Consider the following 24503-nt stretch of genomic DNA (forward strand, 5'->3'; position numbering starts at 1 on the left):
CAGCGCATCCTGTCCGCAGGCCCCAATCCGGACGCGCGCCTGTTCACGGGCCCGCGCGGCGGACGTATCTCCACCGCCGTCCTGCGCGACGCCACGCACTGGGACGACGTCGTCACCAAGCTCGGCTACGAGCATCTGCGCCGCCACGACCTCCGACACACGGGACTGACTCCCCAGAAACGGCTCAGGGCCGGTTTCGGATTTCTCCGAAACCGGCCCTGACCTGCGACTGTCTCCAGTCGGGACGACAGGATTTGAACCTGCGACCCCTTGACCCCCAGTCAAGTGCGCTACCAAGCTGCGCCACGTCCCGCTGCACTTCCTCCCGGTGTTCCCGGGCGGCTGCGCAGGACAAACATTACCTCACTCCGAGGACCGGATCGACGCCCGTACCTGCTGGGCGCGGGTCGCCAGTCCCTCCGCGCCACAGGCGGTGGCCAGCTTCTGGGCGCGGGCGACCTCCCGCTGCGAGCGGATCGCGGTGCCGTACTCGAAGCGTGCCAGGGCGTGCTCGTAGGCGGAGGAGGACACCTCGAGGTGGCTCACGGCCTCGGCCAGCAGCTGGACGGCCTCCTCCTCGGGCGCGAAGAGCGCCACGCAGCGCAGGGCTTCGCCGATGGCCGTGTCCGTGCCGAAGCGCTCTGCGTGGACGCGCGCCCGGGCGGCCAGATCGGCGGCGCGGACCGGGTCCGTGCCGGCGAGGGCGCGGGCGAGGTCCCCGGCCCAGGGGGCCCAGACGCCGTTGAACCGGCCTCGTGGCTCCAGCGCCGCCCCCGCCGCTTCCAGCTCGGCCACGGCCTCCTTGGTGCGGCCCTCGGCCAGCAGCAGCCGTCCCCGTACGCACGGGGCGTCCGGCAGGACCATCGCGCTGGGATATGGCGGGCCGAAGCCGTACCGGTCGGCGACCAGCCGGGCCTCCGCCGTCCGGCCGCGGGCGAGCAAGGTGTCGACGAGGAGACACGTGGCGTCCCAGTGGACGGGGAGTCCGCTGCCGGCACGGTCCGCGAGGCGCAGCCCCTCGCGCAGGAAGCCCTCGGCCTCGGCGAGGCGGCCGCGCCTGCGGTGGACGAGGCCCAGGAGGGTGTGTGAGAACGCGAGGTGGGCACCGCTCCAGCCGGAGATCTCGAAGGCGCGCACGGCCTCGCCGAAGAGCGCCTCGGCCCGGTCGAGCCGGTCGGTGAACGCGTAGGTGATGCCCACCATGGCCGGGAGTTCGAAGCCCCATTCGGAGTCGGTCCAGCCGAGCCCGCGCGCGGGCCGTCCGTCCACGAGTGCGCGTTCGCAGAATCCGGTGACGAGTTGGGCGTTCTCGCCGCGGAGCATGGCGTCGAAAGCCCGCAGGGTGAGCAGGGCGCGCTCGGCGTTGTCGCGGCCCTTGAGGTGGTCCGCGTTGTGGGCGAGGCGCGCCGACCGTCCGGGGCCGTCGTCCTCGTCGGCCTGCATGCCCTCCCACAGGAAGTGCGCGGCCTGGAGACGCATCAGGCCGGGGCCCGGAGCCGTGCGGGAGGCTTCGGCAGCGAGTGAGAGCGCCGCGTCCTTGAGCTGGTTGTTGTGGGACAGGGCGGCGGCGAGCCGGAAGGTGGCGTCGATCCGGAGTGTCTCGTCGAGCCCTGGCGTGTCGAGCGCGGCGCGCAGGTGCTGCACCGTGGTGGCAGGTGAGGAGAGCAGCGTGGCGCAGCCCAGCTCGTACAGCAGGGCCGCCCGGTCTCGGTGGCGGGGTGGTTCCTCCAGGGCGCGCTCCAGGCAGCGCCTGGCGGCCTCCGGGGCGCCGACCGCGAGGTGTTGCCGTGCTGCCTCACGGAGCTGCGCGACCAGCTCCTGGTCGTCGTCCGGGTGGACTTCGAGCAGATGGCGGGAGGCCGCCGCGGCTCCGAGGCCGGCTTGAGTGATCGCCCAGGCCGCCCGGCCGTGCATGGCGGTGCGGGTCGCCGGCGGGATGGAACGGTAGACGGCGGTGGCGATGAGCGGGTGGACGAATTCAAGCGGGTCGAAGCCGCTGACGATACGGGCGTCCCGCAGTCGGGCCGTGCAGTCGGCGGCCTCGGCCGAGCTCATACCGGCCAGCGTGGCGGCGAGTTCCTGCGAGATCTCGGTGCCGAGCACGGCCGCCGCCCAGGCGAAGCGGTTGGCGTTGGTGCCCAGGCGTTCGAGCCGGGCGACGAGTCCGCTGCCCCTGGCCGACGCCCCGAGCTCGCGCAGGAGTCCGGCAGATTCCTCGACCGGTGCCAGTTCGCGGTCCTGTGCCTTGGCGACGAGCTCGACGGCCTCGTACGGATTGCCTCCGGTGACGGCCCACACCTCGCGGCAGAACGGGTCGTCCGCGTGGTCTCCCAGGCCGGCGCGCACGAGGACGGCCGTGGCCTCCGGGGTCAGCGCACGCAGCGCCACCCGGAGCAGCGCAGGGTGTCCCGCGGCTCCGGCGCTCTCCGAGGTGCGGGCGATGGCCCAGTCGGCGTTGCGGTCGGCGAGTTCCTGGGGCCGGTGTGCCTGGACGACCAGCAGGGGCAGTTCGGAGAGCCGCGCGGTGAATCCGGCGAGCCAGGCCAGGGATTCGCCGTCGGCCCAGTGCGCGTCGTCCACTATCAGGAGCAGCGGCCGGTGGCTGAGGCGTGAGGCGAGCCGCGACACGACGTAGTCGAGGCCGTCCCTGACGCCTTGCGGGTCGGGCTGCGGGCCGCTGGGCTCGGCGAGGCCGAGAGCGGGCGCGGCGATCTCGAACCAGTCTCCGAACAGAGCGCGGGTCTCATCGGCGGGGAACCGGTCCAGCGCGGGCTGGAGCAGTTGGCGTACGACGTGGAACGGCACCGAGGTGACCGTCTCGCCGCCGCGTGCGGACCAGATGGTGCAGCGGTCGGCGGCCATGGCCTTGATCTCGGCGAGCAGGGCGGTCTTGCCGATACCCGCTTCGCCGCTGAACACCAGCAGCCCGCCCTCCGCCTGTCCGCCGCACAGGGCGTCCAGGGCCTTCGCGGCGGCGGCGAGTTCCGGTTCGCGCTCGTACAGCGGCCGGGACGGCTTCATGCCTCCCCTTCCCAGGGTGGTTGCGGAGAGCACAGAGCCTATCCGCGCGCGGGTGCCCAAGGACAGGGTTCCCGTCAGAATCCGCAGGTGCGAGGCACAATCGGAGGGTGGACGAATCTCGCAGGGACCGCGACGAGGAAGGGCGGGCGCGCAACGCGCGCCCCAGGGACGGGCTGGGGCGCCCCCTGCCGTACGGGACCCCCGGGGTGGAGCGGCAGCCCGAAGGGGTGGTCCGCTCTCCCGGTGAGACGGTGCGAGAGGCGCAGCGGCTGCTGGACGCTGGCATGCCGTTCCACGCACACGAGGTGTTCGAGGACGCCTGGAAGTCGGGTCCGGACACGGAGCGGGAGCTGTGGCGGGGCCTCGCACAGATGGCGGTGGGTCTGACCCATGCCGCCCGGGGGAACATCGCGGGCGGGGCACGGCTGTTGAGGCGGGGGGCCGTCGCCGTCGAGGGGTTCCGGTCATCGGATCCGCACGGGATCGGAGTGGGCGGACTCATCGCCTGGGCGACTGAGTTGGCCGGCCGTGTGGAGCCTGCGGGGCACGAGGCCACGGGGGCCGGGCGGGGAGGTGCCGCGCTCGTGGACGCCGCGGCGGAGGCCCCTCGGTTGCTCCGGGGGGACCGGCCCGAGAAGTAGGCACGTACGTGCGATAGGTTTTGCTCCTTCTTGACGGCGTGTTGGTCACGTCCGTCATTCCCACGTTCCATTCTTCGACAACTCGCTCCAGGAGACGGACGCCCCGATGACCGACATCATCAACGGCCTCGGCCGTGCCACCGCATACGGGGCCCTCGGCGTCGTACTGCTCGTTCTCGGCATCTTCCTCATCGACGCGCTGACGCCGGGCAAGCTCGGCCGTCAGATATGGGAGGAGCGCAACCGCAACGCGGCGCTGCTCCTGAGCTCGGCGCTGCTGGGCATCGGCGGCATCGTGTTCACGTCGATCTGGACGACGTACGAGGACTTCGGCAAGGGACTCGCCTCGACCGCCGCGTTCGGGCTGCTCGGTCTCATCATGATGGCGGTGGCCTTCCTCGTCGTGGACCTGGTCACGCCCGGCAAGCTGGGGGCCACGCTGGTGGAGCGGGAGCATCATCCGGCGGTCTGGGTGACGGCTTCCTGCAACCTGGCGGTGTCCGCCATCGTTTCGGCGTCGATCGCCTGACCCTGGTTCCCGGGTGATCTCCCGGTCCGGTGAACGCCGCCGAGCGCAGCCGTTACGATCCGGCGTCATGAGCACTTCGGACCAGGACCAGGATCAGCACCAGGATCAGCACCAGGAGCAGGACCAGGAGCCGGGCGAGAGCCCTGCGGCGATACCGGAGACGCCCGGATCCGCCGCGCCGGAGCGGAGACTCACACCGCGTCAGGCCCGGCGGCTGCGGATCGTCCTCTCGTCGGTGGGAATGGCGGCGATGGCCGTCGTCCTGGCCCTGCGGATCGCGAGCCGTTCCTCGGTCCTGGTCGTCGGCGTCTACGGACTCGCGCTCATCCTGTGCGGTGTGGTGATCGAGCTCAGCAGGAACGGCCGTACCCGGCTCGGCAGTTGGCTGCTGGGCGCCGGGCTGGTGGCGGCCGTCGGCGCGGACTGGCTGCTCATCCCCTGAACCGGCCCCGCCGCCCCGTCAGACGGCGGCGATCCGTACCGACGAGCCGGCCGGGTCGACCCGGTCGAGCCAGTCGGCCGCGAGAGTGAACGACCGGCCGGGAACGGCGGGCAGCAGCAGTCGCTGCCGGTGGAGTTCACGCCCGTCCTGGGAGACGACGAGCAGCGGCCGGGGCAGCCGCCGCGCGGTGCGCAGCACGAACCGGTTCTCCGGTGGGCGCGCCCCGTCCGGCCCCGTCACATTGGGCGCGATCCACCGCAGGGGTGTGTCCAGGACCAGAGGGCGTCCTCCTCCGTCGGGTTCCTCCGTGCCTGCCAGCCGGTGCAGCACGGGTACGGCCACGGCCCTGCCCTCCTGGGCGGCGAAACCCGCGCGCTCGACGGCGTGCAGCAGATTCCCGGCGGCGAAGACGCCCGGCCGCGACGTGCGGTACGCGGCGTCGTAGGCGGGTCCCCGGGTGCCGGGGTCGAGGACGATGCCACCGCGTCGGGCCAGTTCGTGGTCGGGGATGAAGTCGCCGGTCAGGACGACGGTGTCGCAACGCAGCGTGGCCGTCCGGCCGTCGTCGTGGCGAACTGTCACCCCGGAGAGCCTGGTTCTGCCGGTGAGGGCCGTCACCGTGGCGCCGGTCAGCACCGGGATGCGCCGGTTACGCGCGCGGACCGGGCGGGGCGGCTGATCGGTGACCATGGCGACGACCTGCACCCCGGCGGCGCGCAGGGTGGCGGCGGCCGCGTGGCCGACCGGCTCGTCGCCGACGACCACCGCCCTGGTGCCGATCCGCTGCCCGTACAGATGGACGGCCTGCTGGAGTTCGCCGGTGGTGTAGACGCCGGACGGCCGGGTGCCGGGAATCAGGCGGGCGCTGCGGGGCCGTTCCCGGGCGCCGGTGGCAAGAACGACGGCACGGGCGGTGATCCGTTCGAGTCCGGTGGGGCCGGTGGTCTCGACGGTGCGTGGCCCGGACCAGCCGGTGACGGTGACTCCGGTGCGCAGTGCGGCGCCCGCGTCCAGGGCGGCGGCCACACTCCGCCGGGCGTAGGCGGGACCGCTCGTCCCTCCCCCGGCGTACGCGGATCCGGCGGCCGACGCCCAGGCGTGGGCGGCCCGTTCGAGGCGCCCGCCGAATCCGCCGTGGTGGCAGTGGCGGGGGATTCCGCCGGCCTCCTGTTCGCGTTCCAGGATCTCCACCCGGCCCGCTCCCGCCCCGGCGAGTTCGGCTCCGGCCGCGAGGCCCGCGGGCCCCCCGCCGACGATCAGGACGTCGACCTCGCGTGCGTCGCCGGTCATCGGCGCGCCTCCTCGAACAGGGCGCGGACGGCGGCGCCGCAGTAGAAGCCCTGGCAACGGCCGCCGCGGGCGCGGGTACGGCGCCGCAGGCCGTCCGGGGAGTGCGGCGGGATCGTCGCGGACAGGGCGTCCCGGATCTCTCCGAGGGTGACCTGTTCGCAGTGGCAGACGAGGGTGCCGTACGCCGGGTCCTCGGCGATCAGGGCGGCGTTCCGGTAGGGGCGGGGGAACGCCTCGCCGAGGTTGGGCATCGTGAGGGGCGGGAGCGGGCGTGGCTCGTCGAGGTGCAGGCCGGTGGCAGCGAGCAGGTCCTTCACGTGGCGGCCGATCGCCATGGACGCGGTGAGGCCGGTGGACCGGATGCCGCCCACGGCGACGTAGCGCAGGGCGGGGTACTCCTGGATGCGGTAGTCCTCCTGGCCGGTGGCGGCGCGCAGGCCCGCGTAGACGGCGGTGACCTCCTCGTCGAGGAGCGCGGGCAGGATCCGGCGTCCCTTCTCCCGGAGCAGGTGGATGCCTTCGGCGGTGGACCCGGTGGCGGTCCTGTCGTCGAGCTCCTCGGCGGTGGGCCCGAGGAGTACGTTGCCGAAGACGGTCGGGGCGACCAGGACGCCCTTGCCCGCCGGGCCGGGGACCGGCAGGAGGATGTGACCGACGAGCTCGCGGGCGAGCTTGTCGAAGACGACGAGCTGGCCTCGGCGCGGCGTCACGGTGAAGACGTCGTGGCCCAGGAGCCGGTCGATCTCGTCGGCGTGCAGCCCGGCGGCGTTGACCAGGTGGCGGGTGCGCAGCGGGCCGCGCGAGGTGGTGAGCGTGTGGCCTCCGTCGTCGCTCGCGACGTCCCGCACCCGGCAGTTCAGGTGCAGGTGTACGCCTGCCCGGACGGCCTGGGTGGCGAAGGCGAGCGGGGTGGTCCAGGGGCAGATGATGCTCTCGTCGGGGACTTCGAGCGCGCCGAGCGCGCCGGGACCCAGATGTGGTTCACGGGCCCGCAGTTCGTCGGCGTCGATGATGCGGGAGGCGAGGTAGCCGTTGCGTTCGGCCTTGGCCCGCAGCCGGGGCAGCCGGTCGAGCTGCTCCTCGTCCCAGGCCACGAGGAGGGCCCCGACCCGCTCGACGGGGATACCGGTCTCGGCTGCGTACGCGGTGAGGAGCTCGTGTCCCTCGCGTACGAGTCGGGCCTCCAGTGACCCGGGTACGGCGTCGAACCCGGTGTGCAGGATCGCGGTGTTGGCCTTCGACGTGCCGTTGCCGATGTCGTCGGCGGCGTCGACCAGGGCGGTGCGCAGGGGGTGGCGGGCCAGCTCGCGGGCGATGGCCGCGCCGACGACGCCGGCGCCGACGACGGTGACGTCGTAGGTGTTCTCCGCGTCCTTCTCCGGGGGCAGGGGGCCGGCGGTGGTGAGGGTGACGGTCACGCGCGCTCCAGCAGGCTGTCGACGGCCGCGCGGAAGCGCGCCATGCGCTCCGCCGCCTCGTCGGGGCCGATCCGTGGTTCGTACACGGCGGAGGGCCGCCACTCCGGGGTCGCCCGGCTCGGCGGCAGCCCCGGTTCGAGCCCGAGCCTGGCCACCACTCCGGCGCCGAGCGCGGTCACCTCGGGCAGCGCCGACACCTCGACCGGCCGTTGCAGGAGGTCCGCCTGGGTCTGCATGAGCAGGGTGGAGCGGGTCAGGCCGCCGTCGCCCCTCAGTGCGGTCAGCGGGGCGCCCTGCTCGGTCGCGACGGCGTCGGCCAGGGCGACGACCTGCGCGGCGATGCCCTCGCAGAGTGCGCGGACCAGATGGCCCGCGGTGGTGCCGAGGGCGAGGCCGGTCAGGGAGCCGCGCAGGTCGCCTCGCCACCACGGGGCGGCGAGGCCGGCGAGTGCGGGGACGAAGGTGACTCCGCCCGCGTCGGGGACCGAGGTGCCCACCGGGTCGAGGTCGGCCGCCCCGGAGATCACCCCGAGGTCGGTGAGCCAGCGCACGGCCGAGGCGGCCGTGTAGACCTGGCCGTCCAGGCAGTAGTCCGTACGCCCGCCGAGGCGCCAGGCGACACAGCTGACCAGGCCGGTGGAGCCCGTGCTGGGCCGGCGGCCGGTCTGGGCGAGGAGGAACGCCCCGGTGCCGTAGGTGCACTTGGCCTGGCCGGGCTCCAGGGCGCCCTGTGCCAGCAAGGCGGCCTGCTGGTCGACGAGGAGGCCGGTCAGGGGGACGTCGCCGCCGAACGCGGTGGTGGTACCGACCGGCCCGGCGCAGTCGACGACGGTGGGCAACCGCTCGTCGGACAGGCCGAAGACCTCCAGGGCGGTGGGCGACCAGCCGACGTCGTGGAGGCCGAGGAGCTGGGTGCGTCCCGCGGTCGCTGCGTCGGTGACGAAGGCTCCGGTCAGCTGGTGGACGAGCCAGGAGTCGCTGGTGGTCACGACCCCGTCCCTGGTCAGCTCACGGCGTATCCACGCCATCTTGGGTGCGGCGAAGTACGGGTCGAGGGGCAGCCCGGTGAGCCGCTTGAGCTCGTCGGCGTGTGCGGCGAGTCCGTCACAGATCCCTTCCGCGCGCCGGTCCTGCCAGACCACGGCGTCGGTCAGTGGCCGACCGGTCACGGGGTCCCAGGCCAGCACCGTCTCGCCCTGGTTGGCCAGGCCGACGGCCGCCACGGGTTCCGCGGCGTCCGCCACCGCCTGCCGGCCGGCGTCCAGGACCGACCCGATCAGCTCGGCGGGATCGGCTTCCACGAGCCCTCCGGGTCCGTACCGCGGGCGCACGGGAGCGGAACCGGAACCGATCACCCCCCGCTCGGGGCAGATCACCAGCGCCTTGGTCGCTGACGTCCCCTGGTCGATGGCGAGTACCGGTCCTGACAATCGACGCTCCAGCCCTGCGGACCGCCCGGAGCCGGGCGGAATCGTGATCATCTGCTCCCTGCGCCCACAGTCGTGCAGACCGGTCCCGGCGTCAAGCCTCTCCAGAACATCCCGTACGAAGCCCCCGACGGAGATCAACGTCCTGCGCGGGAAGGCTACTTGAGTAAGATCCGCAGAGTCACCGGATACCGGGCTCGCAGCGCTCTACACTCTCCGCCGAGTGGACAACCGGACGATGACCACCGGCTGTCCGCGGTCTGATGGCCCGACCCCCCACGCTCCTTGAGGACTCATGTCGAGAAGAACCTGCGCCGTGCCGCTGTGCCCGGCTTTCCGCCCCGCCCCTCACGCGTGTTCAGGGCCGGGGCGCGCACATGGCTACCGGTGAGTTCCGGCCGGTCTACCATCCCGCAGGACACGACCACGCGTTACGTGTGGCGCTGCAGGATCTGCGTACCGGCCGTTGGCTCGCCATGCGCGATCTCCTGGAGAGCACCCCGGACTGGGCGCTGTGGACCCAGCGGACCCAGGTCCTCGCGGCCGTGGCGGCGGGCTCCGACACGGTGCACGCCTGGCTCGCCGAGGAGCCGCGGAGTGTCGCGGCCCTGGTGATGCGCGCCCGGGTGGCCGTGGAACGGGCCGTACGCGCCCATCGGGAAAGCCGCCCGAGCTCCCAGAAGCTGTGGCAGGAGGCCTGGGAGGGATGCCGCTCGGCGGCGCACGCCTCCCCTGCGGACCCGGTGCCCTGGGTCTGTCTCCTCGCGCTGTCCCAGCTCGACGAGGGGCAGCGTCTGGAGGAGCACCGTCTGATGCCGCCCGGCCCGATGCTGTTCCCCGGGCCGTGGGGGCTGCTGGCGGAGGCCGACAAACGCGATCCGTTCAATCGCGAGGCCTACCACCGGATGCTGCAGTTCGTCTACGCGAGGCAGGCGCGCGGCACGCTCTCCGAAGCGGTCAACTTCGTCCAGTGGGCAGCCTCTTCCGCTCCGGAGGGCTCGGCGCTCCAGGTGCTGCCGCTGTACGTCCGGGTGGAGCGCTACCGCCGTGAGCACGGTAGCGAGCGGGCGCTGGACCTGCACTGGGTCACCGAGGACGGGGAGCGCGACGCCCTGCGCGCCCTGCACGTCTGGTTCACCGCGGCCGCTCCGGCGTCCCGGGGCCTGCTCGATCTCAATTACCTGGCGCACGCGTTGTGGGGTTCGTTGCGGTTCGCGGACGCCGCACCGGTGTTCCGGGCGCTGGGCCCGTACTACACGTCGCTCCCGTGGGCCCACCGCACCCGCGCGCCGCACGATCCCGCCGGTGCCGAGGACGTGTTCCTGCGGGCCCGGAGCCGCTGCCTGGCCGCCGGACCCGAGCCCGGCCGGGAACCACCACACGGCTGACCGGCAGCTCCCGCCCACGCACATTCCCCCCGTGCCCGTCCCCCCACCTGGAGGTCTTCTCCATGTCCATATCCGCCTCGACCCCGTCGAGCACGGAGCCCATGCCGCAGAAGGACGAAGAGCAACGGCTGCGCGAGCTCGGCTATCAGCCGGTACTGGCCCGCCGTATGGGCGGCTTCGGTAACTTCGCGATCAGTTTCTCCGTCATCTCGATCCTCTCCGGCTGCATGACGCTGTACGGCTTCGGCATGTCGACGGGTGGCCCGTCCGTGATGCTCTGGGGCTGGGCCGGCGTCGGCCTGTTCGTGCTCTGTGTGGGCATGGCCCTGGCCGAGGTCACCAGCGCGTATCCGACATCGGGGGCCCTGTATTACATGGCCGACCGGCTCGGCGGCCGTAAGTGGGGCTGGTACACCGGGTGGTTGAACCTGCTCGGACTGCTGGGCGCGATCGCCGGCATCGACTACGGGGCGGCGCTGTTCACGGGCGCACTGCTCAATCTGCAGTGGGGATTCGATCCCACCCCCGGATCCACCATGGTGATCTTCCTCTGCATCCTGTTGCTGCACGCCGTGCTCAACCTGTTCGGTGTGCGCCTGGTCAGTGTGCTCAACTCGATCAGCGTCTGGTGGCACCTGGCCGGTGTCGCAGTGATCGTGACGGTGCTGGCGATCGTGCCCGCGAACCACCAGTCGCCGTCGTTCGTCTTCACCGAGTTCGTCAACGACACGGGCTGGGAGAACCCCCTCTACGTGGCGGCGATCGGCCTGCTGCTGGCGCAGTACACCTTCTGCGGTTACGACGCCTCCGCCCATCTGTCGGAGGAGACGTCCAACGCCTCGGTGACGGCGGCCAAGGGCATCGTCCGGGCGATCTGGGTGTCCTGGATCGCGGGCTTCGTCCTCCTGGCCGGACTGACCTTCGCCATCCAGGACTACGCGGGTACGCAGAACAGCGCCACCGGGGTCCCGCCCGCGCAGATCCTGATCGACGCGCTGGGCACGGCGGGCGCCACCGCCATGCTGCTGATCGTCATCGCGGCGCAGCTGTTCTGCGGCAACGCCGAGGTGGCCGCGGCGAGCCGGATGGTCTTCGCCTTCAGCCGTGACAACGCGCTGCCCGGCTCGGCGCTGTGGCGCAGGGTCAGCGCGCGGACCCAGACGCCGGTGCCCGCCGTGTGGCTGTCGGTCTGTGTCGCCGCGCTGCTGGCGGTGCCCTCGTTGTACTCGGCGACCGCGTACGGGGCGGTGACGGCGATCAACGTCATCGGGATCACCCCGGCGTACGCCATCCCGATCTACCTGAAGCTGCGCGCCGGGGACCGTTTCGAGCGCGGTCCCTGGCATCTGGGCCGCTGGTCGAAGCCGATCGGGTGGATCGCCGTGGTGTGGGTGGCCATCGTGAGCGTGCTGTTCCTGCTGCCGCAGTCCTCTCCGGTGACGATCGACTCGATGAACTACGCGTCGATCGCCCTGGTCGTCGTACTGGTCCTGGCCACCGTCTGGTGGTTCGTCGCGCGCCGTACGTACAGCACTCCGTCCGCGTACGGGAACGCCCGTGAGCAGGCGGAGATCGCCGAGGGCATCGTCTGACCGTGCCTCCTCCGGGCGGCCTTCAGTGGAGCAGCAGCTGGAGGCCGCCCAGGACGGTGGCTCCGATCACGATCCGGTCGAAGAGCTTCTGGTTGATCCGGCCGACGCAGGCGCGGCCGAGGTAGGCGCCCGGGACGACGAACAGCACCAGGGCGGCGTCCAGCAGGAGCGACCGCGCGTCGATGAGGCCGAGTCCCACGCTGAAGGGCACCTTGGAGGTGTTGACGATCAGGAAGAACCACGCCGACGTCCCGAGGAAACCCAGCTTCCGGAAGCCCGCCGACAGCAGGTAGAGCGACATCACGGGGCCGCCCGCGTTGGCGACCATGGTGGTGAATCCACCGAGCACCCCGTACGAGCGTGCCTTCAGACGCCCGCCGCGCGAAGGTCCCCGCGTGTCCTGCTCGTCCGGGGGCGGCTGGGGCCGTTCCCGCCGGCGCCAGAGGGTGACGCCTGCCATGAGGAGCAGGATCGCGCCGATCGAGGTGCGTACGGCCTCGTCGTCGGCCCACAGCATGAAGACGGTGCCGGCCACCACACCCACGGCGACGGCGGGGAAGAGCCTCAGCAGGGTCGGCCAGTGGGCGTGGCGGCGGTAGACCAGCACGGCGATGATGTCGCCCGCGATCAGGATCGGGAGCAGTACACCGGTCGATTCGCGGGCCGGGAGGACGGCCGCGAAGACCGCGAGACTGATCGTATTGGCACCGCTGACGGCGGTCTTGGAGAAGCCGACGAGCAAGGATGCCGCCGCGAGCGCGGCCAGTTGCCAGAGTGTGATGGTGTCCATTCCGGTTCAGATGGTAGACACATCTTCCGCTCGGCGGATCGTCGTTCCGTCCGGTGACCGCCCTGGGACACGAAGCTCTCGCTATGCTGCGATCGCTCATGGAAACGTTCAAACGAACATCGCACAGCGGTGGGCAGGGGGCCAGCATGCGGGAGCCGGTCGATGTGAGGCGGCGGCGCATCCTGGCGGTGGTGCACGCGCGTGGCGCCGTCAAGGTGAGCGCGCTCGCCGCCGAGCTGGACGTCTCCGCGGTCACGCTCCGGCGGGACGTGGAGGAGCTGGCCAGGACGGGAATGCTGCGGCGTGGGCACGGGGTCGTGCGGCCGATGGGGGACACCGGCCCGGCCACGGCCGTGCCGGCCGCCCGGAGCGGTGAACCGGCCGGTGACGGGGCCGCGATCGCCCTGGTCGCTCCGGAGCGGCATTCGTACCTCTACGAGACCGTGCACGGCGCCCGGACCGCCTTGGAGGAGGCGGGCGTACGAACCGCCCTCTACATCGCACCCCAGGCGGCCGGGGCCGAACGGGCGCAGGTGGAGCGGGCCCTGGCCGCGGGTGTGCGCGGCCTGCTGATCGCCCCGCGGTGGCGCGGCGCCGCCGACGAGGAGGCGGACCACGGCTGGCTCGCCGGGGTGGGGGTGCCGACGGTCCTGATGGAGCGTCGGCCCCGGCCCGGCAGCGCGCTGCACGCCATGGACTCGGTGTGCTCCGACCACTGGTACGGGGTCCATCTGGCCGTGGAGCACCTGGTCTCGCTCGGCCACCGCCGGCTCGTCATGGCGGCCAGGAACGACAGCCCGACGGCGCGCTCCATCCGTGCCGCGTTCGCCGAGATCGCCGCCGCCCGGCCCGAGGTGGAGGACTGGGCGGTGGTGCTCAGTTCACCGAACGCGGGCCCCGGCGGGCCTGGCACACAGGAGGCGGTCCCCGATCTCACGGCGCTGCTGCGGGAACGAGGCATGACCGGAGCCGTCCTGCACGGCGACGAGGACGCCCTGATGCTGGTCCAGCGGTTGACGGAGAGCGGGGTGCAGGTGCCACGGGACTGCTCCGTGGTGGCGTACGACGACGTGGTCGCGGCCCTGGGCAGTACCGCTCTCACCGCGGTCGCCCCGCCGCGGGCCGAGATCGGGCGGGCGGCGGCCGAGATCCTGCTGCACCGGCTGCGCCGTCCGGCCGGTCCGGTGCGCCGGACGGAGCTGCTGCCCGCTCTCGTGGTGCGCGGATCGACCGCGGTCGCGCCATCCGCCGAACCGATCGTTTGAACACTTAAAGCTTCTTTTGATCGATCCATTGACCGCTATCGGTCGGTCGATCAGTATTCCCCGTGTCTCGAATCAGGAGCCGCGGGAGGCGCACATGCCTGGTCGACAGAGCCGTCGATCCGTGCTCGCCACGATCGCCGCACTGCCTCTGACAGGCGCGCTCAGCGCCTGCTCGGTCGGTGGCGGAGACACACGATCGGGCGGGACGAGCAGTACCGGCAGGACCGTGAGCAGCAGGACGGGCAGGAAGACCCGCATCACCTTCTGGTCCGCCCTGCGGGGCAGCCAGGAGGTCGTGGACGCGTTCAACCGGGGCCACGACACCATTCAGGTCGATTACCAGCAGGTCCCCAGCGGGACCCAGGGCGGTTACGCCAAGCTCAGCAACGCGGCCCGGGCCGGCAACGCCCCGGACGTCGCCACCATCGAATACCCCCAGGTCCCGGGCTTCGCCATCGACGGGGTCTGCCGTGACCTCACGGACCTGGTCGGCGAGGGACTGCGTAGCCGACTGCTGCCGCAGGCGCTGGGACTGACCACCTTCGAGAAGCGGGTGTTCAGCATCCCGCTCGACATAGAGCCGATGGTGCTGCACTACCGCACCGACCTCTTCGAGCGGTACGGACTGACCGTCCCGCGTACCTGGGAGGAGTTCGAGGGCGCGGCAAGGACCGTACGCCGCAGGGGCGGTGACCGGCGGATGGCACTCTTCCCGACGGACGGTGACACCCACCTCGCCGCGTTCGCCTGGCAGGCGGGCGCCCAGTGGTTCGACACGTCGGGCGGCGCCTGGAACGTCTCGCTCGCCGACACGCCCACCCGTCGGGTGTCCGCCTTCTGGCAGCGCCTGACCGACGAGGACCTCGTCTTCATGAACGCGGTGGAGAGCCGGCACAGCGATGTCCAGATCGGCAACGGGCTGGTGCTCAGCAGGCTCAGCGGCGCTTGGGACGCCGGTGCGCAGATGAAGGCCCACCCGGGCCAGGAGGGCCGGTGGGCGCTCGCGCCGCTCCCCCAGTGGGACACGGCCGATCCCGGTGTCGGCACCCATGGCGGCTCGACGTTCGCGATCACCCAGGACAGTGCGCACCCCGAGGCCGCGATGGAGTTCATCGCCTGGCAGGTCTCGCACCCGGACGCCCTGCGGGCCCGTCTCTCCAGCGGCGCCAGCAGCCAGTACCCCGCCGCCCCCGGGCTGGTCGAGGTGGGCCGCAAGGCCTTCGAGCGTGCCTACTACGGCGGCCAGGACATCTACACCCTCTTCGAGCAGGAGGCCCACAAGATCCGTCCGGGCTGGATCTGGGGCCCCCGGATGACGGCGACCGGCAAGCTCATGAAGGACGGGCTGGCGCGGGCGAGCGGCGGGCAGGGCTCCATCCTCGGAGCGGTCCGGGCGGCGCAGGAGGGCACGATGCCCGACCTCAGGGCTCTCGGTCTCTCCACCACCCAGCACTCCACCTGACCGGCGACCGCCGTTCCCAGCAGCAGAGAGGCAGGTGACACCCATGGCCAGCACCACCCCCGTACCCGTCCCGGCGGACACCTCCGCGCGGCCGCCGTCCAGGAATCCGGCCGGCACCGCTCCGGTGCCCACGCCCCGAAGGTCCGCCCGGCGGCGTGAACTGGGCGCGTGCGGTGTTCTGATGACGCCGTTCTTCGTCCTTCTGGTGACCGTCTTCCTGATCCCGGTCGCCACCGCCCTCTACCTGAGCTTCTTCAGCGACGACCAGCCCGGACTCGGCTTCGGCCCGGAACGCACGGTCTTCGCCGGGCTCCGCAACTACACCGCCGTACTGGCGGACCCGACCTTCCTCGGCGGTCTCGGCATCGTCGCCCTGTACTGCCTGGTCTACATCCCGCTGATGGTCGTCGGCGCCCTCGTGCTCGCGCTGCTGCTGGACTCGGGAGTGGTCCGTCTGCGGGGCACCGTCCAACTGGCGCTGTTCCTCCCGCACGCGGTGCCCGGCATCATCGCCGCCCTGATCTGGCTGTACCTGTACACCCCGGGCATCAGCCCGGTCATCGACCTGCTCGGCAGGGCCGACATCACCATCGACTTCCTCGGGGTGCACACGGTGCTCCCGTCCATCGTGAACATCGCGCTGTGGAGCAACCTCGGCTACAACATGGTCGTGTTCTACGCCGCCCTGCAGGCGGTCCCCCGCGAGGTGATCGAAGCGTCGGTCGTGGACGGCGCGGGCCCCGTCCGCACGGCCCTCCAGGTCAAGGCACCGCTGGTGCGCTCGTCGATCGTGATGGTCGCGATGTTCACCCTCATCTTCGCACTCCAGCTCTTCACCGAGCCCATGCTGCTGAGCCAGTCGACCCCGATGATCAGTTCGCGCTTCTCGCCCAGCATGTACATCTACGACGCCGCCTTCACCCGCAACAACTACGGTCTCGCGGCGGCCGCCTCGGTCATCCTGCTGCTGTGCACGATCGCCCTCTCCTACGGCGTCACCCGATGGACCAACCGCACCGCCGCCGAGGAGGGCGCACGATGAGCGCTCCGACCGCGCCCCGCACCGTCCCGCCCCTGCGGCCCCGGCTCCTCGGGCGCTCCGTCGTCAACCTCGTCGTCCTCGTCTCGGTGCTGTACACCCTGCTGCCCGTGCTGTGGCTGGTGCTCGCCTCGGGGAAGGACAGGGACGCGCTGTTCAGCAGCAACATCCTGTCGCTGAGCGACTTCTCCTTCGTCCAGAACATGCGGGACCTGTTCGCCATGGACGGCGGGCTGTACGGCCGCTGGTACGGCAACAGCCTTCTGTACGCGGTGCTCGGCGCGGCCCTCGGCGCGCTGATCAGCATCGCGTGCGGCTACGCCTTCGACAAGTACCGCTTCGCCCACAAGGAGAAGCTGTTCGGCCTGGTGCTGGCCGCGGTCATGGTGCCGCAGACCGTGCTCGCGCTGCCGCTCTATCTGATGGCCTCCGGCACCGGTCTCGTGAACACCTTCTGGGCCGTCTTCATCCCCGTCCTCTTCAATCCGTTCGGGGTCTATCTCGGCCGGATCTTCAGCCAGGGATACGTGCCCGACGAGGTGCTCGAAGCCGCGCGGATGGACGGTGCGGGCGAACTGGCAGCCTACGTCCGGGTGGCGCTCCGCATGCTGGGGCCGGGGCTGGTCACCATCTTCCTCTTCCAGCTCACGGCCATCTGGAACAACTTCTTCCTTCCCATGGTGATGCTGTCCGAACAGGACCTGTATCCGGTCAGCCTCGGCCTGTACTCCTGGAACAGCGCCGCCTCCGTATCGCCCGAGTACTACCCCGTCGTCGTCATGGGGTCGCTGCTCGCCGTGGTGCCCCTGATCCTCGCCTTCGCCCTGCTCCAGCGATTCTGGCGGTCGGGGCTGACGGCGGGCGCCGTCAAGTAGCCAGCCCCCCCCACCGGACCACCGACCAGGAGAACCATGCCCAGCACTCCCCCCGCACACCGCCGGCCGCGCACCGCGCTCGCCATGGGAGCCGACGCCGCAGCCGCGGTGCTCTCCCCCGGCTCCCTGACGGCGCTGGCCGAGGTCTGCGACCTCGCACCCGGGCCCGCGATCGACGACTTCACGACCGAGGCGGCCCGGGCCGCACTCGCGGACACGGAGATCCTGGTCACCGGCTGGGGCTGCCCGCCGGTCCACGCGGGTGTCCTGGCCACCGCACCCGCTCTGCGGGCCGTCGTCCACACGGCGGGCAGCGTGCGCGGCCATGTCACCGACGCCTGCTGGGACAGGGGCATCGAGGTCTCGTCGGCAGCGGCGGCCAACGCGCTCCCGGTCGCCGAGTACACCCTCGCGATGATCCTGCTCTCCGGCAAGCGCTCCCTGGAACGGGCCCGGGACTACCGGGCCACGCGCATCCGCGACAACTGGCTCGCCATGCCGCCCGGCGTCGGCAACTACCGCCGCACGGTGGGCATTCTGTCCGCCTCACTGGTCGGCCGCCGGGTGATCGAGCTGCTGCGGCCCTACGAGCTGCGGGTACTGCTCCACGACCCGTATGTCACGGACGCGGAGGCCGCCGATCTCGGGGTCCGGCCCGTCACTCTGGCCGGGCTCTTCGCGGAGAGCGACGTGGTGAGTGTCCACACGCCCCTGCTGCCCGCGACCACGGGGCTGGTCAGCCGTGGGCTGCTCGCCTCGATGCGGCCCGACGCCGTCCTCATCAACACGGCCCGGGGAGCGGTCGTCGACCAGGACGCCCTCACGGACGCACTGCGGGCGGACCGGATCCGGGCGGTGCTCGATGTCACCGATCCCGATCCGCTGCCGGCGGACCATCCGCTGTGGGACTGCGCCAACGCGACCATCACCCCCCATCTCGCGGGCTCCCAGGGCAACGAACTCCGGCGGCTGGCCGATCTGGCGGTCGGAGAGGTCGCCCGCTGGGCGTCGGGCGACGGCTTCGCCCATCCCGTACGACGCGAAAGGCTGGCCTTCCTCGCATGACCTCCCTCATTCCCTTCGACCTCCCCTCCGACGACCGCGCGTCGAGCCCGTACACCGGCTGCACCCGGGCGCACTGGGAAGCGGTGGCGGACGGTCTCCTGGACGCCGCCTGGAAATGGGCCACCCCCGGCGGGGCCCTCCTCGACCTGCCGGGCCGGCCCTCCCGCTCCGGTGTCCGCTCCGACGGGCTGGAGGGCTACGCCCGTACGTTTCTCACCGCCGCGTTCCGGGTCGCGGGCGCGGCGGGCGAGGACCCGCACAACCGGCTGGAGCGGTACGCCGACGGGCTCACCGCCGGCACCCGCACCGCCGGGCGGGACGACGCCGAGTCCTGGCCGCTGATCCGGGACCACACCGTGTTCGGCCAGCCGATGGTGGAGTCCGCGTCCGTGGCGATCGGGCTGCGGCTCACCCGCCCCTGGCTGTGGGACCGGCTGGACGCGGCGACCCAGGACCGTGCCGAGGAGTGGCTGCGCGGCTCCCTCCGGCACTCCCCCGCGCCCAACAACTGGTACCTCTTCCCCTTCTCCGTCGCCGGATTCCTGGAGTCGGTCGGCCGGGGCGACGCGGAGACGTCCCGGGCCCGGCAGCGCGCACTCGACCTGCTGGAGGTCTGGTACCGGGGCGACGGCTGGTACGCGGACGGGGACGGGCGTGCCTTCGATCACTACAACGGCTGGGCGCTGCACCTGTATCCGGTGCTGGACGCACATCTGTCGGGCGACGCCGAGCTGTCCGCACACTACGGCGCACGGCTGAGCGAGCATCTGGAGAGCTTCTCGCTGATGTTCGGCGCGGACGGGGCCCCGCTGCACTTCGGGCGTTCCCTCACCTACCGATTCGCGGCGGGTGCCGCTGTCGGGATGGGCGCGGTGTCCGGCCATACCCCCCTGGCGCCGGGCGTCTCCCGGCGGCTGATCAGCGGATCGCTGCGGTACTTCCTGGAGCGCGGTTCGTTCGGGGACGACGGTCTGCTGAGCCTGGGCTGGCACGGTCCGCACGACGCGTCGCTCCAGGTGTACTCCGGCCCGTCGTCGCCGTACTGGGCGTCGAAGGCCTTCGTCTCGCTGCTCGCCCCGGCGGATCACCCGCTGTGGACGGCCGAGGAGGAGGCAGCCCCCAGCGAGGGCCCGGACCGGGTGCTGTCGCTGCCGTCTCCGGGGCTGCTGGTGCAGTCGACCCGGGCGGACGGCGTCGTACGGCTGCACAACCACGGCAGCGACCACGTCCGGCCGCACGAGGGTGAGACTGCGGACCTGTCGGACCCGCTCTACGCGCGCCTCGCGTATTCGACGGCGACCGGCCCCACGGCGGCCGCGAACACGGCGGACAATCATCTCTCGCTGCGCGTCGGGGGTTCCCGCAGCAGCCGGGTCCGCATCCACCCACTCGGCGCGGGTCATGGGGAGGGCTGGGGCTGGGCGGCGTCCTGGCACGTCCCGGTCTTCCCGGACGGACCGCCGACCTGGCCGGGGCTCAGGGTGGAGAGCGTGACCGTCGCCCGGGGACGGTACGAACTGCGGGTGCACCGGATCCTGTCCGCCCCCGCCGGTTCGTCGGCCGAGGAGACGGGCTGGGCGACGGCCCCCGGAGGCGCGGTGCGGTCCGCTCTGCTCGGGCTGCACGGCTGGGAGGGGCCGGAGGACGTACGGGCCCCCCAGGGCACGGCTTTCACCCGCTGGGCGGTGCTGCCCCGGCTGTCCGCCGATGTGGAGGGCACCGGTGTGCTGGTGGCCCTGGCCTCCCTCACCGCCGACCCGGACGCCGGCCCTCTCGCCTCCGCGGTGAGCGGGGTGGACGTGAACGGGGAGACGGTCACGGTGCGGTGGGCCGACGACGGTACGACGACCCGCGTCGGCTTCGCCCCGGTGGCGGTCACCCACGGCACGCTCCTCTGACGGCCGGCCGGCGGCGGATGTCCGTCGACGTGCTCGCGGCATACGAAAGGGGCCTCACCGAGAAATGAAGGATTGCGCGACCGGGCCCCAACATGACAGCGAAGAAAACAGGAGGCGTCACCCGCTTTAACGGATAGCAGCGGAATCAGTAATGCCGAACGGCGGCGATCAAGACTTCGCAGAATCCCTTCAATTCATTTCCGGAAAGCACGTCGCGCCGTTACGCTGAGGCTGCTTCGCCAAGTGGCGCAGTGGCTGACGAGGCGCCCGGGGAGGGCGTCGACCTCAGCCTTCGGGGGTTGCGGGAAATCTGGGGGACGGCTCTGCCAGCGGCGGGTAAAGCTGACAGCACACTCCTGTCCGCTCGGGCCGTTCTTTCGATGAATGACACGGCAAGGCAATTGTCGATCCATCGCAAACCATTTTCCGCATGCTCGGAATTCTTCTGACAACAAGCGAGGAATACCTGTGCGACGCATGACGTCCGTTTTCCTGTCCCTCAGCGCCGTTCTCGCGGCCTCCGTGTTGGCCTCACCCGTGGCCGGAGCCACGCCGGTGGCCGACAGACCCGCCACCGTACCCAGCGGCTGGGTAGCCGTGGACGGCGCCGAGCTGGCCCGCACCGCCGAGGGCGCGGACACCCGGAAGGCCCCGCTCGCCGCCGGTGACAGTGTCTCCACCGTGGCTGCGGAGCCCGAGCTCCTGGCCCTGCAGTCCGCCCGCAACGAGCAGTTCGTCGCGACCGAGATCAACTACGCCGCGCCGAACACCGGTGCGCTGCGGGCCCGTTCCGCCGATGTCGGCGGCGCCTGGGAGGGATTCGGCTTCGAGTGGGACGAGACCTCCCAGACGTACGCCATCAAGTCCCTGGCGAACAACCGCTACGTGGCGGTCGAGAAGAACTACACCGGCAGCACCCAGAACATCCTGCGTGCCCGGTCCACCAGCGCGGGTGGCTGGGAGCGGTTCGTCCTGTTCTACAACGAGGGCCTGGACCGTTACGCCCTCCAGTCCACGCTGAACGGGCTCTTCGTCACCATGGAGAACAGCTACACGGGTTCGCTCCAGTACACGCTGCGCGCCCGCTCCGCCGAGATCACCGGCTCCTGGGAGGAGTTCGTCCTCTACGAGCTCGTCTGACGCAGGGTTCCGGTGCCCCTGGTGCCCGCGCGGGTCGCGGGTGCCAGGGGCATTCTCTTGCCCCGAAGGACCGAAGCCGTCCGGCCGCGCCGGGCCGAACGGTCAGGCGTCGGTGCGGATCACCACCGCGAGGGTGCGGGGGCCGTGGACGCCTTCCACCCGCTCCAGTTCGATGTCCGACGTGGCCGAGGGGCCGCTGATCAGGGTCGTCGGCCTCTCCGGCACCAGCCGGGCCACCGCCTCCGGCACACCGGCGACGACCGAGGACAGATCGACGACGCACACATGGAGGTCGGGGACGAGGGACAGGGCACGCCGCCCCTGGTCGGGCGAACCGTCCAGGAAGATCGTGCCGGTCTCGGCGCAGCTGACGGTGGAGGCCGTCACCACGCCGTCCAGCGCGTCGAGGCTCGGTGCGGGGATGTCCGCCGAGTCCCGCTGGAGCTCGCCGTCGTAGGCGCTGAGCCACTCCTCGTCGAGTCCGTCCGGGACGCCGATCCGCCGGGCGCCGAGCCCGTGCAGGATCTCGGCGATCACCGCGGCCGTGCGGTCCCGGGTACAGGGATGGACCTGCGCCTTGTAGTCGACGAGCCGGTCGGTGAGGAGCGCGAGCCGTTCACCGTCCGGGAGGACGCGGCCGGTGCGGTAGGCGCGGGGGGCCTCGGTGTCGGGGGTGGGTGCGAGGGCCAGGGCGTCCCTGATCCGGCCGAGCACCGTGTCGCGTGCGGTGGGGGTGGTGGTCACTGGTCCTCCTCGGGGGCTTCGGCCGTGCGCCGGGCGCCCTCGTCGGCCGCCGCCCGCATCGTCTCCGCACCCTCGGCCGACGCCAGCCAGGAGCGGAAGGACTGCTTGGGCGGGGCGGCGGTGTCGCGGCTGTCGCTCCAGCCGCTGAGCGGGGCGGGCAGACGCGAGATGGTGCCGTCGCGTCCGCCGACGACCCTCCCGAGGGAGGCGGCCTTCTGCGCCGCGGTGAAGAGTTTCGGCTTCTTCATCACGCCGGCGGCTGCCTTCATGGCGAGCCCCTCCGCCGTGATCCCGGACTGTTCGGTGTGCTGGTGGCGCAGCTCGACGAGCATCGAGGGGATGTCGATCTTCACCGGGCAGGCGTCGAAGCAGGCGCCGCAGAGGCTGGAGGCGTACGGCAGCGAGCTGTTGGGGTCGTTCTTCGCCGCGTCCATCCCGGCGAGCTGCGGGGTGAGGACCGCGCCGATCGGGCCGGGGTACGTCGATCCGTAGGCGTGGCCGCCGGCGCGTTCGTAGACGGGGCAGACGTTGAGGCAGGCGGAGCAGCGGATGCAGTTGAGCGCCTCGCGGCCGATCGTGTCGGCGAGCGCGGCGGTGCGGCCGTTGTCCAGGAGGATCAGGTGGAAGTCCTGCGGTCCGTCGCCCGGCGTCACGCCCGTCCACATCGAGGTGTACGGGTTCATCCGCTCGCCGGTCGAGGAGCGGGGCAGCAGTTGGAGGAAGACCTCCAGGTCCTGGTAGCGCGGCAGGACCTTCTCGATGCCCATCACCGTGATGAGGGTGTCCGGCAGGGTCAGGCACATCCGGCCGTTTCCCTCCGACTCGACCACGGCGAGGGTGCCCGTCTCGGCGATGCCGAAGTTGGCTCCGGAGACGGCCACCTTGGTCGTCATGAACTTCTCACGCAGATAGGCGCGGGCCGCGGCGGCGAGATGCGCGGGCACGTTGTCGAGGTCCGGGTCGACGCCGGGGATCTCGTCGAGGAAGATCTGCCGGATCTCGTCGCGGTTGCGGTGGATCGCGGGCACCAGGATGTGCGAGGGCTTGTCGTCGGCGAGCTGGACGATGAGCTCGGCCAGGTCGGTCTCGTACGGCGTGATGCCGGCCGCTTCGAGGTGCTCGTTGAGGCCGATCTCCTGGGTGGCCATCGACTTGACCTTGATGACGTCACTGCTGCCGGTCGCCCTGATCAGCCGGGTGACGATCTCGTTGGCCTCGACGCCGTCGCGCGCCCAGTGGACGGTGCCGCCGCGCTCGGTGACCTTCCGCTCCAGCTGTTCCAGGAGCTCGGGAAGCCGGTTCATGGTGTCGGTCTTGATGGCCGATCCGGCGTCGCGCAACGGTTCCCAGTCGGGGAGTTCACCCGTGACGTTCAACCGTTTCGTCCGGATGGTGCGGGTGGCTCTGCCGAGGTTGCGGCGCAGCTGGTCGTTGCGCAGTTCGTCGTGGGCCGCCTCGGGGAACTTCCGGTCGCCGCGCAGATTTCCCGTTCCGTACGGGGACCGGGGCGGGGCTGCGGGCATGCCGAGGAACGTGCTCATCGGGCGGCCTCCATCAGGGCGTACGGCGCGGTACGGGTGGATCCGAGGATCTGCGCGAGATGCAGGGTGCGCGTGCCGGACTTGATGCGGGAGAGCCCGCCGCCGATGTGCATCAGGCAGGACGAGTCCCCGGCGGAGCACACGTCGGCCTTCGTGTCGGAGATGTTGCGCATCTTGTCCTGGAGCATCGCGGTGGAGGTCTCGGCGTTCTTGACGGCGAAGGTGCCGCCGAAGCCGCAGCAGGAGTCGGCCTCGGGAAGCTCGACCAGGTCGATCTCCTCGACGGCGCGCAGGAGCTTCAGCGGCTTGTCTCCGACCCGCAGCATGCGCAGCGAGTGACAGGTGGGGTGGTAGGTGACGCGGTACGGGAAATAGGCGCCGACCTGGGTGACCCCGAGGACGTCCACGAGGAGTTCGGAGAGTTCGTACGTCTTGGCCTTGACCGTGGCGACCCCGGCGCGCAGCGCGGCGTCCCCGTACCGGTCGGCGACGATCTGGTGCTGGTGACGGACGGAACCGGCGCAGGAGCCGGACGGCATGACGACCGCGTCGATCGAGGCGTCCCCGAACTGCTCGGCGAAGTTGCGCACCAGCGGGACGGGTTCGCGCTGGTAGCCGGTGTTGACGTGCATCTGGCCGCAGCAGGTCTGGTCCGGCGGGAAGACCACCTCGTGGCCAAGGCGGGCGAGCAGCACCGCGGTGGATTTCACCGCCTCCGGGAAAAGTGTGTCTCCCAGGCAGGTGGCGAAGAGTCCGATTCGCATGAGGCCTCCTCGATCGATTTATGGTCCGACCATACTAGCCTCGGTCCGCAGTGGGAAGTCTGAACGCAGAGGGAACGGAAGTGGGGACGGTGCGTGTGGGATCCTGTGCCTGGTGTTCCAGAAGACCTGGGCCGAGCCCCTGCTCGACTTCGAGTCGACCGGCCACGTCGTC

The 24503-nt window shown here is 71.5% G+C and carries 20 protein-coding genes, 1 tRNA gene and 1 pseudogene; 13 read left to right on the forward strand and 9 right to left on the reverse strand.

Going from position 1 to position 24503, the window contains the following annotated elements; translation table 11 throughout:
• A pseudogene (locus ABT001_RS33750) lies at nt 1–222 on the forward strand (hypothetical protein); the annotation flags it as partial.
• 17 nt (nt 223–239) lie between these two features.
• On the opposite strand, the gene ABT001_RS33755 reads toward ABT001_RS33750, so the two are convergent.
• Together ABT001_RS33755 and ABT001_RS33760 are read right to left on the reverse strand one after the other, a co-directional pair.
• Nucleotides 240–313: transfer RNA gene (locus ABT001_RS33755), tRNA-Pro, on the reverse strand.
• Nucleotides 314–363: 50 nt separating this feature from the next.
• Nucleotides 364–3021: an ATP-binding protein gene (locus ABT001_RS33760; RefSeq protein ID WP_351285299.1), complete on the reverse strand. Its 2658-nt coding sequence runs from the start codon at nt 3019–3021 to the stop codon at nt 364–366.
• Between the two features lie 107 nt (nt 3022–3128).
• Here ABT001_RS33760 and ABT001_RS33765 point away from each other — a divergent pair, with 107 nt between their 5' ends.
• From ABT001_RS33765 to ABT001_RS33775, 3 genes are all read left to right on the forward strand, one after another.
• Nucleotides 3129–3662, forward strand: a complete 534-nt coding sequence (locus ABT001_RS33765; RefSeq protein WP_351285300.1) for a DUF309 domain-containing protein — start codon at nt 3129–3131, stop codon at nt 3660–3662.
• Nucleotides 3663–3768: 106 nt separating this feature from the next.
• A complete protein-coding gene (locus tag ABT001_RS33770) occupies nt 3769–4191 on the forward strand; it encodes a DUF350 domain-containing protein (RefSeq protein WP_351285302.1) in 423 nt (140 codons plus the stop codon).
• Between the two features lie 67 nt (nt 4192–4258).
• Entirely contained in the window at nt 4259–4633 is a 375-nt protein-coding gene (locus ABT001_RS33775) for a hypothetical protein (protein ID WP_351285303.1), read from the forward strand.
• Between the two features lie 18 nt (nt 4634–4651).
• Here ABT001_RS33775 and ABT001_RS33780 read toward each other — a convergent pair whose 3' ends face one another.
• The 3 genes from ABT001_RS33780 to ABT001_RS33790 are packed head-to-tail and all read right to left on the reverse strand — an operon-like array spanning nt 4652 to nt 8822.
• Nucleotides 4652–5923 (reverse strand): FAD-dependent oxidoreductase, encoded by a 1272-nt coding sequence (locus tag ABT001_RS33780; protein WP_351285304.1) that lies wholly within the window; start codon nt 5921–5923, stop codon nt 4652–4654.
• Nucleotides 5920–7341: an FAD-dependent oxidoreductase gene (locus tag ABT001_RS33785; protein ID WP_351285305.1), complete on the reverse strand. Its 1422-nt coding sequence runs from the start codon at nt 7339–7341 to the stop codon at nt 5920–5922. Before ABT001_RS33785 ends, ABT001_RS33780 begins: the two co-directional genes overlap by 4 nt.
• Nucleotides 7338–8822, reverse strand: a complete 1485-nt coding sequence (locus ABT001_RS33790) for an FGGY family carbohydrate kinase (RefSeq protein WP_351285307.1) — start codon at nt 8820–8822, stop codon at nt 7338–7340. Before ABT001_RS33790 ends, ABT001_RS33785 begins: the two co-directional genes overlap by 4 nt.
• A gap of 323 nt (nt 8823–9145) precedes the next feature.
• Here ABT001_RS33790 and ABT001_RS33795 point away from each other — a divergent pair, with 323 nt between their 5' ends.
• Entirely contained in the window at nt 9146–10156 is a 1011-nt protein-coding gene (locus ABT001_RS33795; RefSeq protein ID WP_351285309.1) for a hypothetical protein, read from the forward strand.
• Between the two features lie 62 nt (nt 10157–10218).
• The gene (locus ABT001_RS33800) at nt 10219–11748 is read left to right on the forward strand and encodes an amino acid permease (protein ID WP_351285310.1); all 1530 of its coding nucleotides are present in this window, start codon (nt 10219–10221) and stop codon (nt 11746–11748) included.
• Nucleotides 11749–11770: 22 nt separating this feature from the next.
• Here the strand turns inward: ABT001_RS33800 and ABT001_RS33805 are convergent, their stop codons facing one another.
• Nucleotides 11771–12538, reverse strand: a complete 768-nt coding sequence (locus ABT001_RS33805; protein ID WP_351285312.1) for a sulfite exporter TauE/SafE family protein — start codon at nt 12536–12538, stop codon at nt 11771–11773.
• Between the two features lie 146 nt (nt 12539–12684).
• Here ABT001_RS33805 and ABT001_RS33810 point away from each other — a divergent pair, with 146 nt between their 5' ends.
• The 7 genes from ABT001_RS33810 (at nt 12685) to ABT001_RS33840 (ending at nt 21282) form a co-directional block, all read left to right on the forward strand.
• Nucleotides 12685–13803, forward strand: a complete 1119-nt coding sequence (locus ABT001_RS33810; protein ID WP_351285313.1) for a substrate-binding domain-containing protein — start codon at nt 12685–12687, stop codon at nt 13801–13803.
• Between the two features lie 94 nt (nt 13804–13897).
• Nucleotides 13898–15265 (forward strand): ABC transporter substrate-binding protein, encoded by a 1368-nt coding sequence (locus ABT001_RS33815; protein ID WP_351285315.1) that lies wholly within the window; start codon nt 13898–13900, stop codon nt 15263–15265.
• 43 nt (nt 15266–15308) lie between these two features.
• Nucleotides 15309–16307: a carbohydrate ABC transporter permease gene (locus tag ABT001_RS33820; RefSeq protein WP_351285317.1), complete on the forward strand. Its 999-nt coding sequence runs from the start codon at nt 15309–15311 to the stop codon at nt 16305–16307.
• Complete coding sequence (locus ABT001_RS33825; RefSeq protein WP_351285318.1) at nt 16304–17179, forward strand: carbohydrate ABC transporter permease; 876 nt, start codon at nt 16304–16306, stop codon at nt 17177–17179. The genes ABT001_RS33820 and ABT001_RS33825 overlap by 4 nt, the downstream gene beginning before the upstream one ends.
• Before the next feature lie 36 nt (nt 17180–17215).
• Entirely contained in the window at nt 17216–18244 is a 1029-nt protein-coding gene (locus ABT001_RS33830) for a hydroxyacid dehydrogenase (protein ID WP_351285320.1), read from the forward strand.
• Nucleotides 18241–20142 (forward strand): DUF2264 domain-containing protein, encoded by a 1902-nt coding sequence (locus ABT001_RS33835; protein ID WP_351285322.1) that lies wholly within the window; start codon nt 18241–18243, stop codon nt 20140–20142. The genes ABT001_RS33830 and ABT001_RS33835 overlap by 4 nt, the downstream gene beginning before the upstream one ends.
• Before the next feature lie 477 nt (nt 20143–20619).
• On the forward strand, nt 20620–21282 hold the full coding sequence (locus tag ABT001_RS33840) for a fascin domain-containing protein (RefSeq protein WP_351285324.1): 663 nt from the start codon (nt 20620–20622) through the stop codon (nt 21280–21282).
• 102 nt (nt 21283–21384) lie between these two features.
• Here the strand turns inward: ABT001_RS33840 and ABT001_RS33845 are convergent, their stop codons facing one another.
• From ABT001_RS33845 to ABT001_RS33855, 3 genes are read right to left on the reverse strand one after another with little or no spacing between them, the layout of a single operon-like run.
• Nucleotides 21385–22026 (reverse strand): LutC/YkgG family protein, encoded by a 642-nt coding sequence (locus ABT001_RS33845; protein WP_351285325.1) that lies wholly within the window; start codon nt 22024–22026, stop codon nt 21385–21387.
• Complete coding sequence (locus ABT001_RS33850) at nt 22023–23567, reverse strand: lactate utilization protein B (protein WP_351285326.1); 1545 nt, start codon at nt 23565–23567, stop codon at nt 22023–22025. The genes ABT001_RS33845 and ABT001_RS33850 overlap by 4 nt, the downstream gene beginning before the upstream one ends.
• Nucleotides 23564–24331, reverse strand: a complete 768-nt coding sequence (locus ABT001_RS33855; protein ID WP_351285327.1) for a (Fe-S)-binding protein — start codon at nt 24329–24331, stop codon at nt 23564–23566. Before ABT001_RS33855 ends, ABT001_RS33850 begins: the two co-directional genes overlap by 4 nt.
• Between the last annotated feature and the right edge of the window lie 172 nt (nt 24332–24503).

The sequence above is a fragment of the Streptomyces sp. NPDC002793 genome (genome assembly GCF_040295485.1).
GTDB lineage: Bacteria > Actinomycetota > Actinomycetes > Streptomycetales > Streptomycetaceae > Streptomyces.

What these genes read in the sequence shown, in the direction of transcription:
- ABT001_RS33840 (WP_351285324.1), top strand. Translation starts at nt 20,620, where the DNA reads ATGACGTCCGTTTTCCTGTCCCTCAGCGCCGTTCTCGCGGCCTCCGTG.
- ABT001_RS33775 (WP_351285303.1), top strand. Translation starts at nt 4,259, where the DNA reads ATGAGCACTTCGGACCAGGACCAGGATCAGCACCAGGATCAGCACCAG.
- ABT001_RS33790 (WP_351285307.1), bottom strand. Translation starts at nt 8,822, where the DNA reads ATGATCACGATTCCGCCCGGCTCCGGGCGGTCCGCAGGGCTGGAGCGT.
- ABT001_RS33825 (WP_351285318.1), top strand. Translation starts at nt 16,304, where the DNA reads ATGAGCGCTCCGACCGCGCCCCGCACCGTCCCGCCCCTGCGGCCCCGG.
- ABT001_RS33820 (WP_351285317.1), top strand. Translation starts at nt 15,309, where the DNA reads ATGGCCAGCACCACCCCCGTACCCGTCCCGGCGGACACCTCCGCGCGG.
- ABT001_RS33795 (WP_351285309.1), top strand. Translation starts at nt 9,146, where the DNA reads ATGGCTACCGGTGAGTTCCGGCCGGTCTACCATCCCGCAGGACACGAC.
- ABT001_RS33800 (WP_351285310.1), top strand. Translation starts at nt 10,219, where the DNA reads ATGTCCATATCCGCCTCGACCCCGTCGAGCACGGAGCCCATGCCGCAG.
- ABT001_RS33830 (WP_351285320.1), top strand. Translation starts at nt 17,216, where the DNA reads ATGCCCAGCACTCCCCCCGCACACCGCCGGCCGCGCACCGCGCTCGCC.
- ABT001_RS33770 (WP_351285302.1), top strand. Translation starts at nt 3,769, where the DNA reads ATGACCGACATCATCAACGGCCTCGGCCGTGCCACCGCATACGGGGCC.
- ABT001_RS33855 (WP_351285327.1), bottom strand. Translation starts at nt 24,331, where the DNA reads ATGCGAATCGGACTCTTCGCCACCTGCCTGGGAGACACACTTTTCCCG.
- ABT001_RS33760 (WP_351285299.1), bottom strand. Translation starts at nt 3,021, where the DNA reads ATGAAGCCGTCCCGGCCGCTGTACGAGCGCGAACCGGAACTCGCCGCC.
- ABT001_RS33805 (WP_351285312.1), bottom strand. Translation starts at nt 12,538, where the DNA reads ATGGACACCATCACACTCTGGCAACTGGCCGCGCTCGCGGCGGCATCC.
- ABT001_RS33815 (WP_351285315.1), top strand. Translation starts at nt 13,898, where the DNA reads ATGCCTGGTCGACAGAGCCGTCGATCCGTGCTCGCCACGATCGCCGCA.
- ABT001_RS33810 (WP_351285313.1), top strand. Translation starts at nt 12,685, where the DNA reads ATGCGGGAGCCGGTCGATGTGAGGCGGCGGCGCATCCTGGCGGTGGTG.
- ABT001_RS33850 (WP_351285326.1), bottom strand. Translation starts at nt 23,567, where the DNA reads ATGAGCACGTTCCTCGGCATGCCCGCAGCCCCGCCCCGGTCCCCGTAC.
- ABT001_RS33780 (WP_351285304.1), bottom strand. Translation starts at nt 5,923, where the DNA reads ATGACCGGCGACGCACGCGAGGTCGACGTCCTGATCGTCGGCGGGGGG.
- ABT001_RS33835 (WP_351285322.1), top strand. Translation starts at nt 18,241, where the DNA reads ATGACCTCCCTCATTCCCTTCGACCTCCCCTCCGACGACCGCGCGTCG.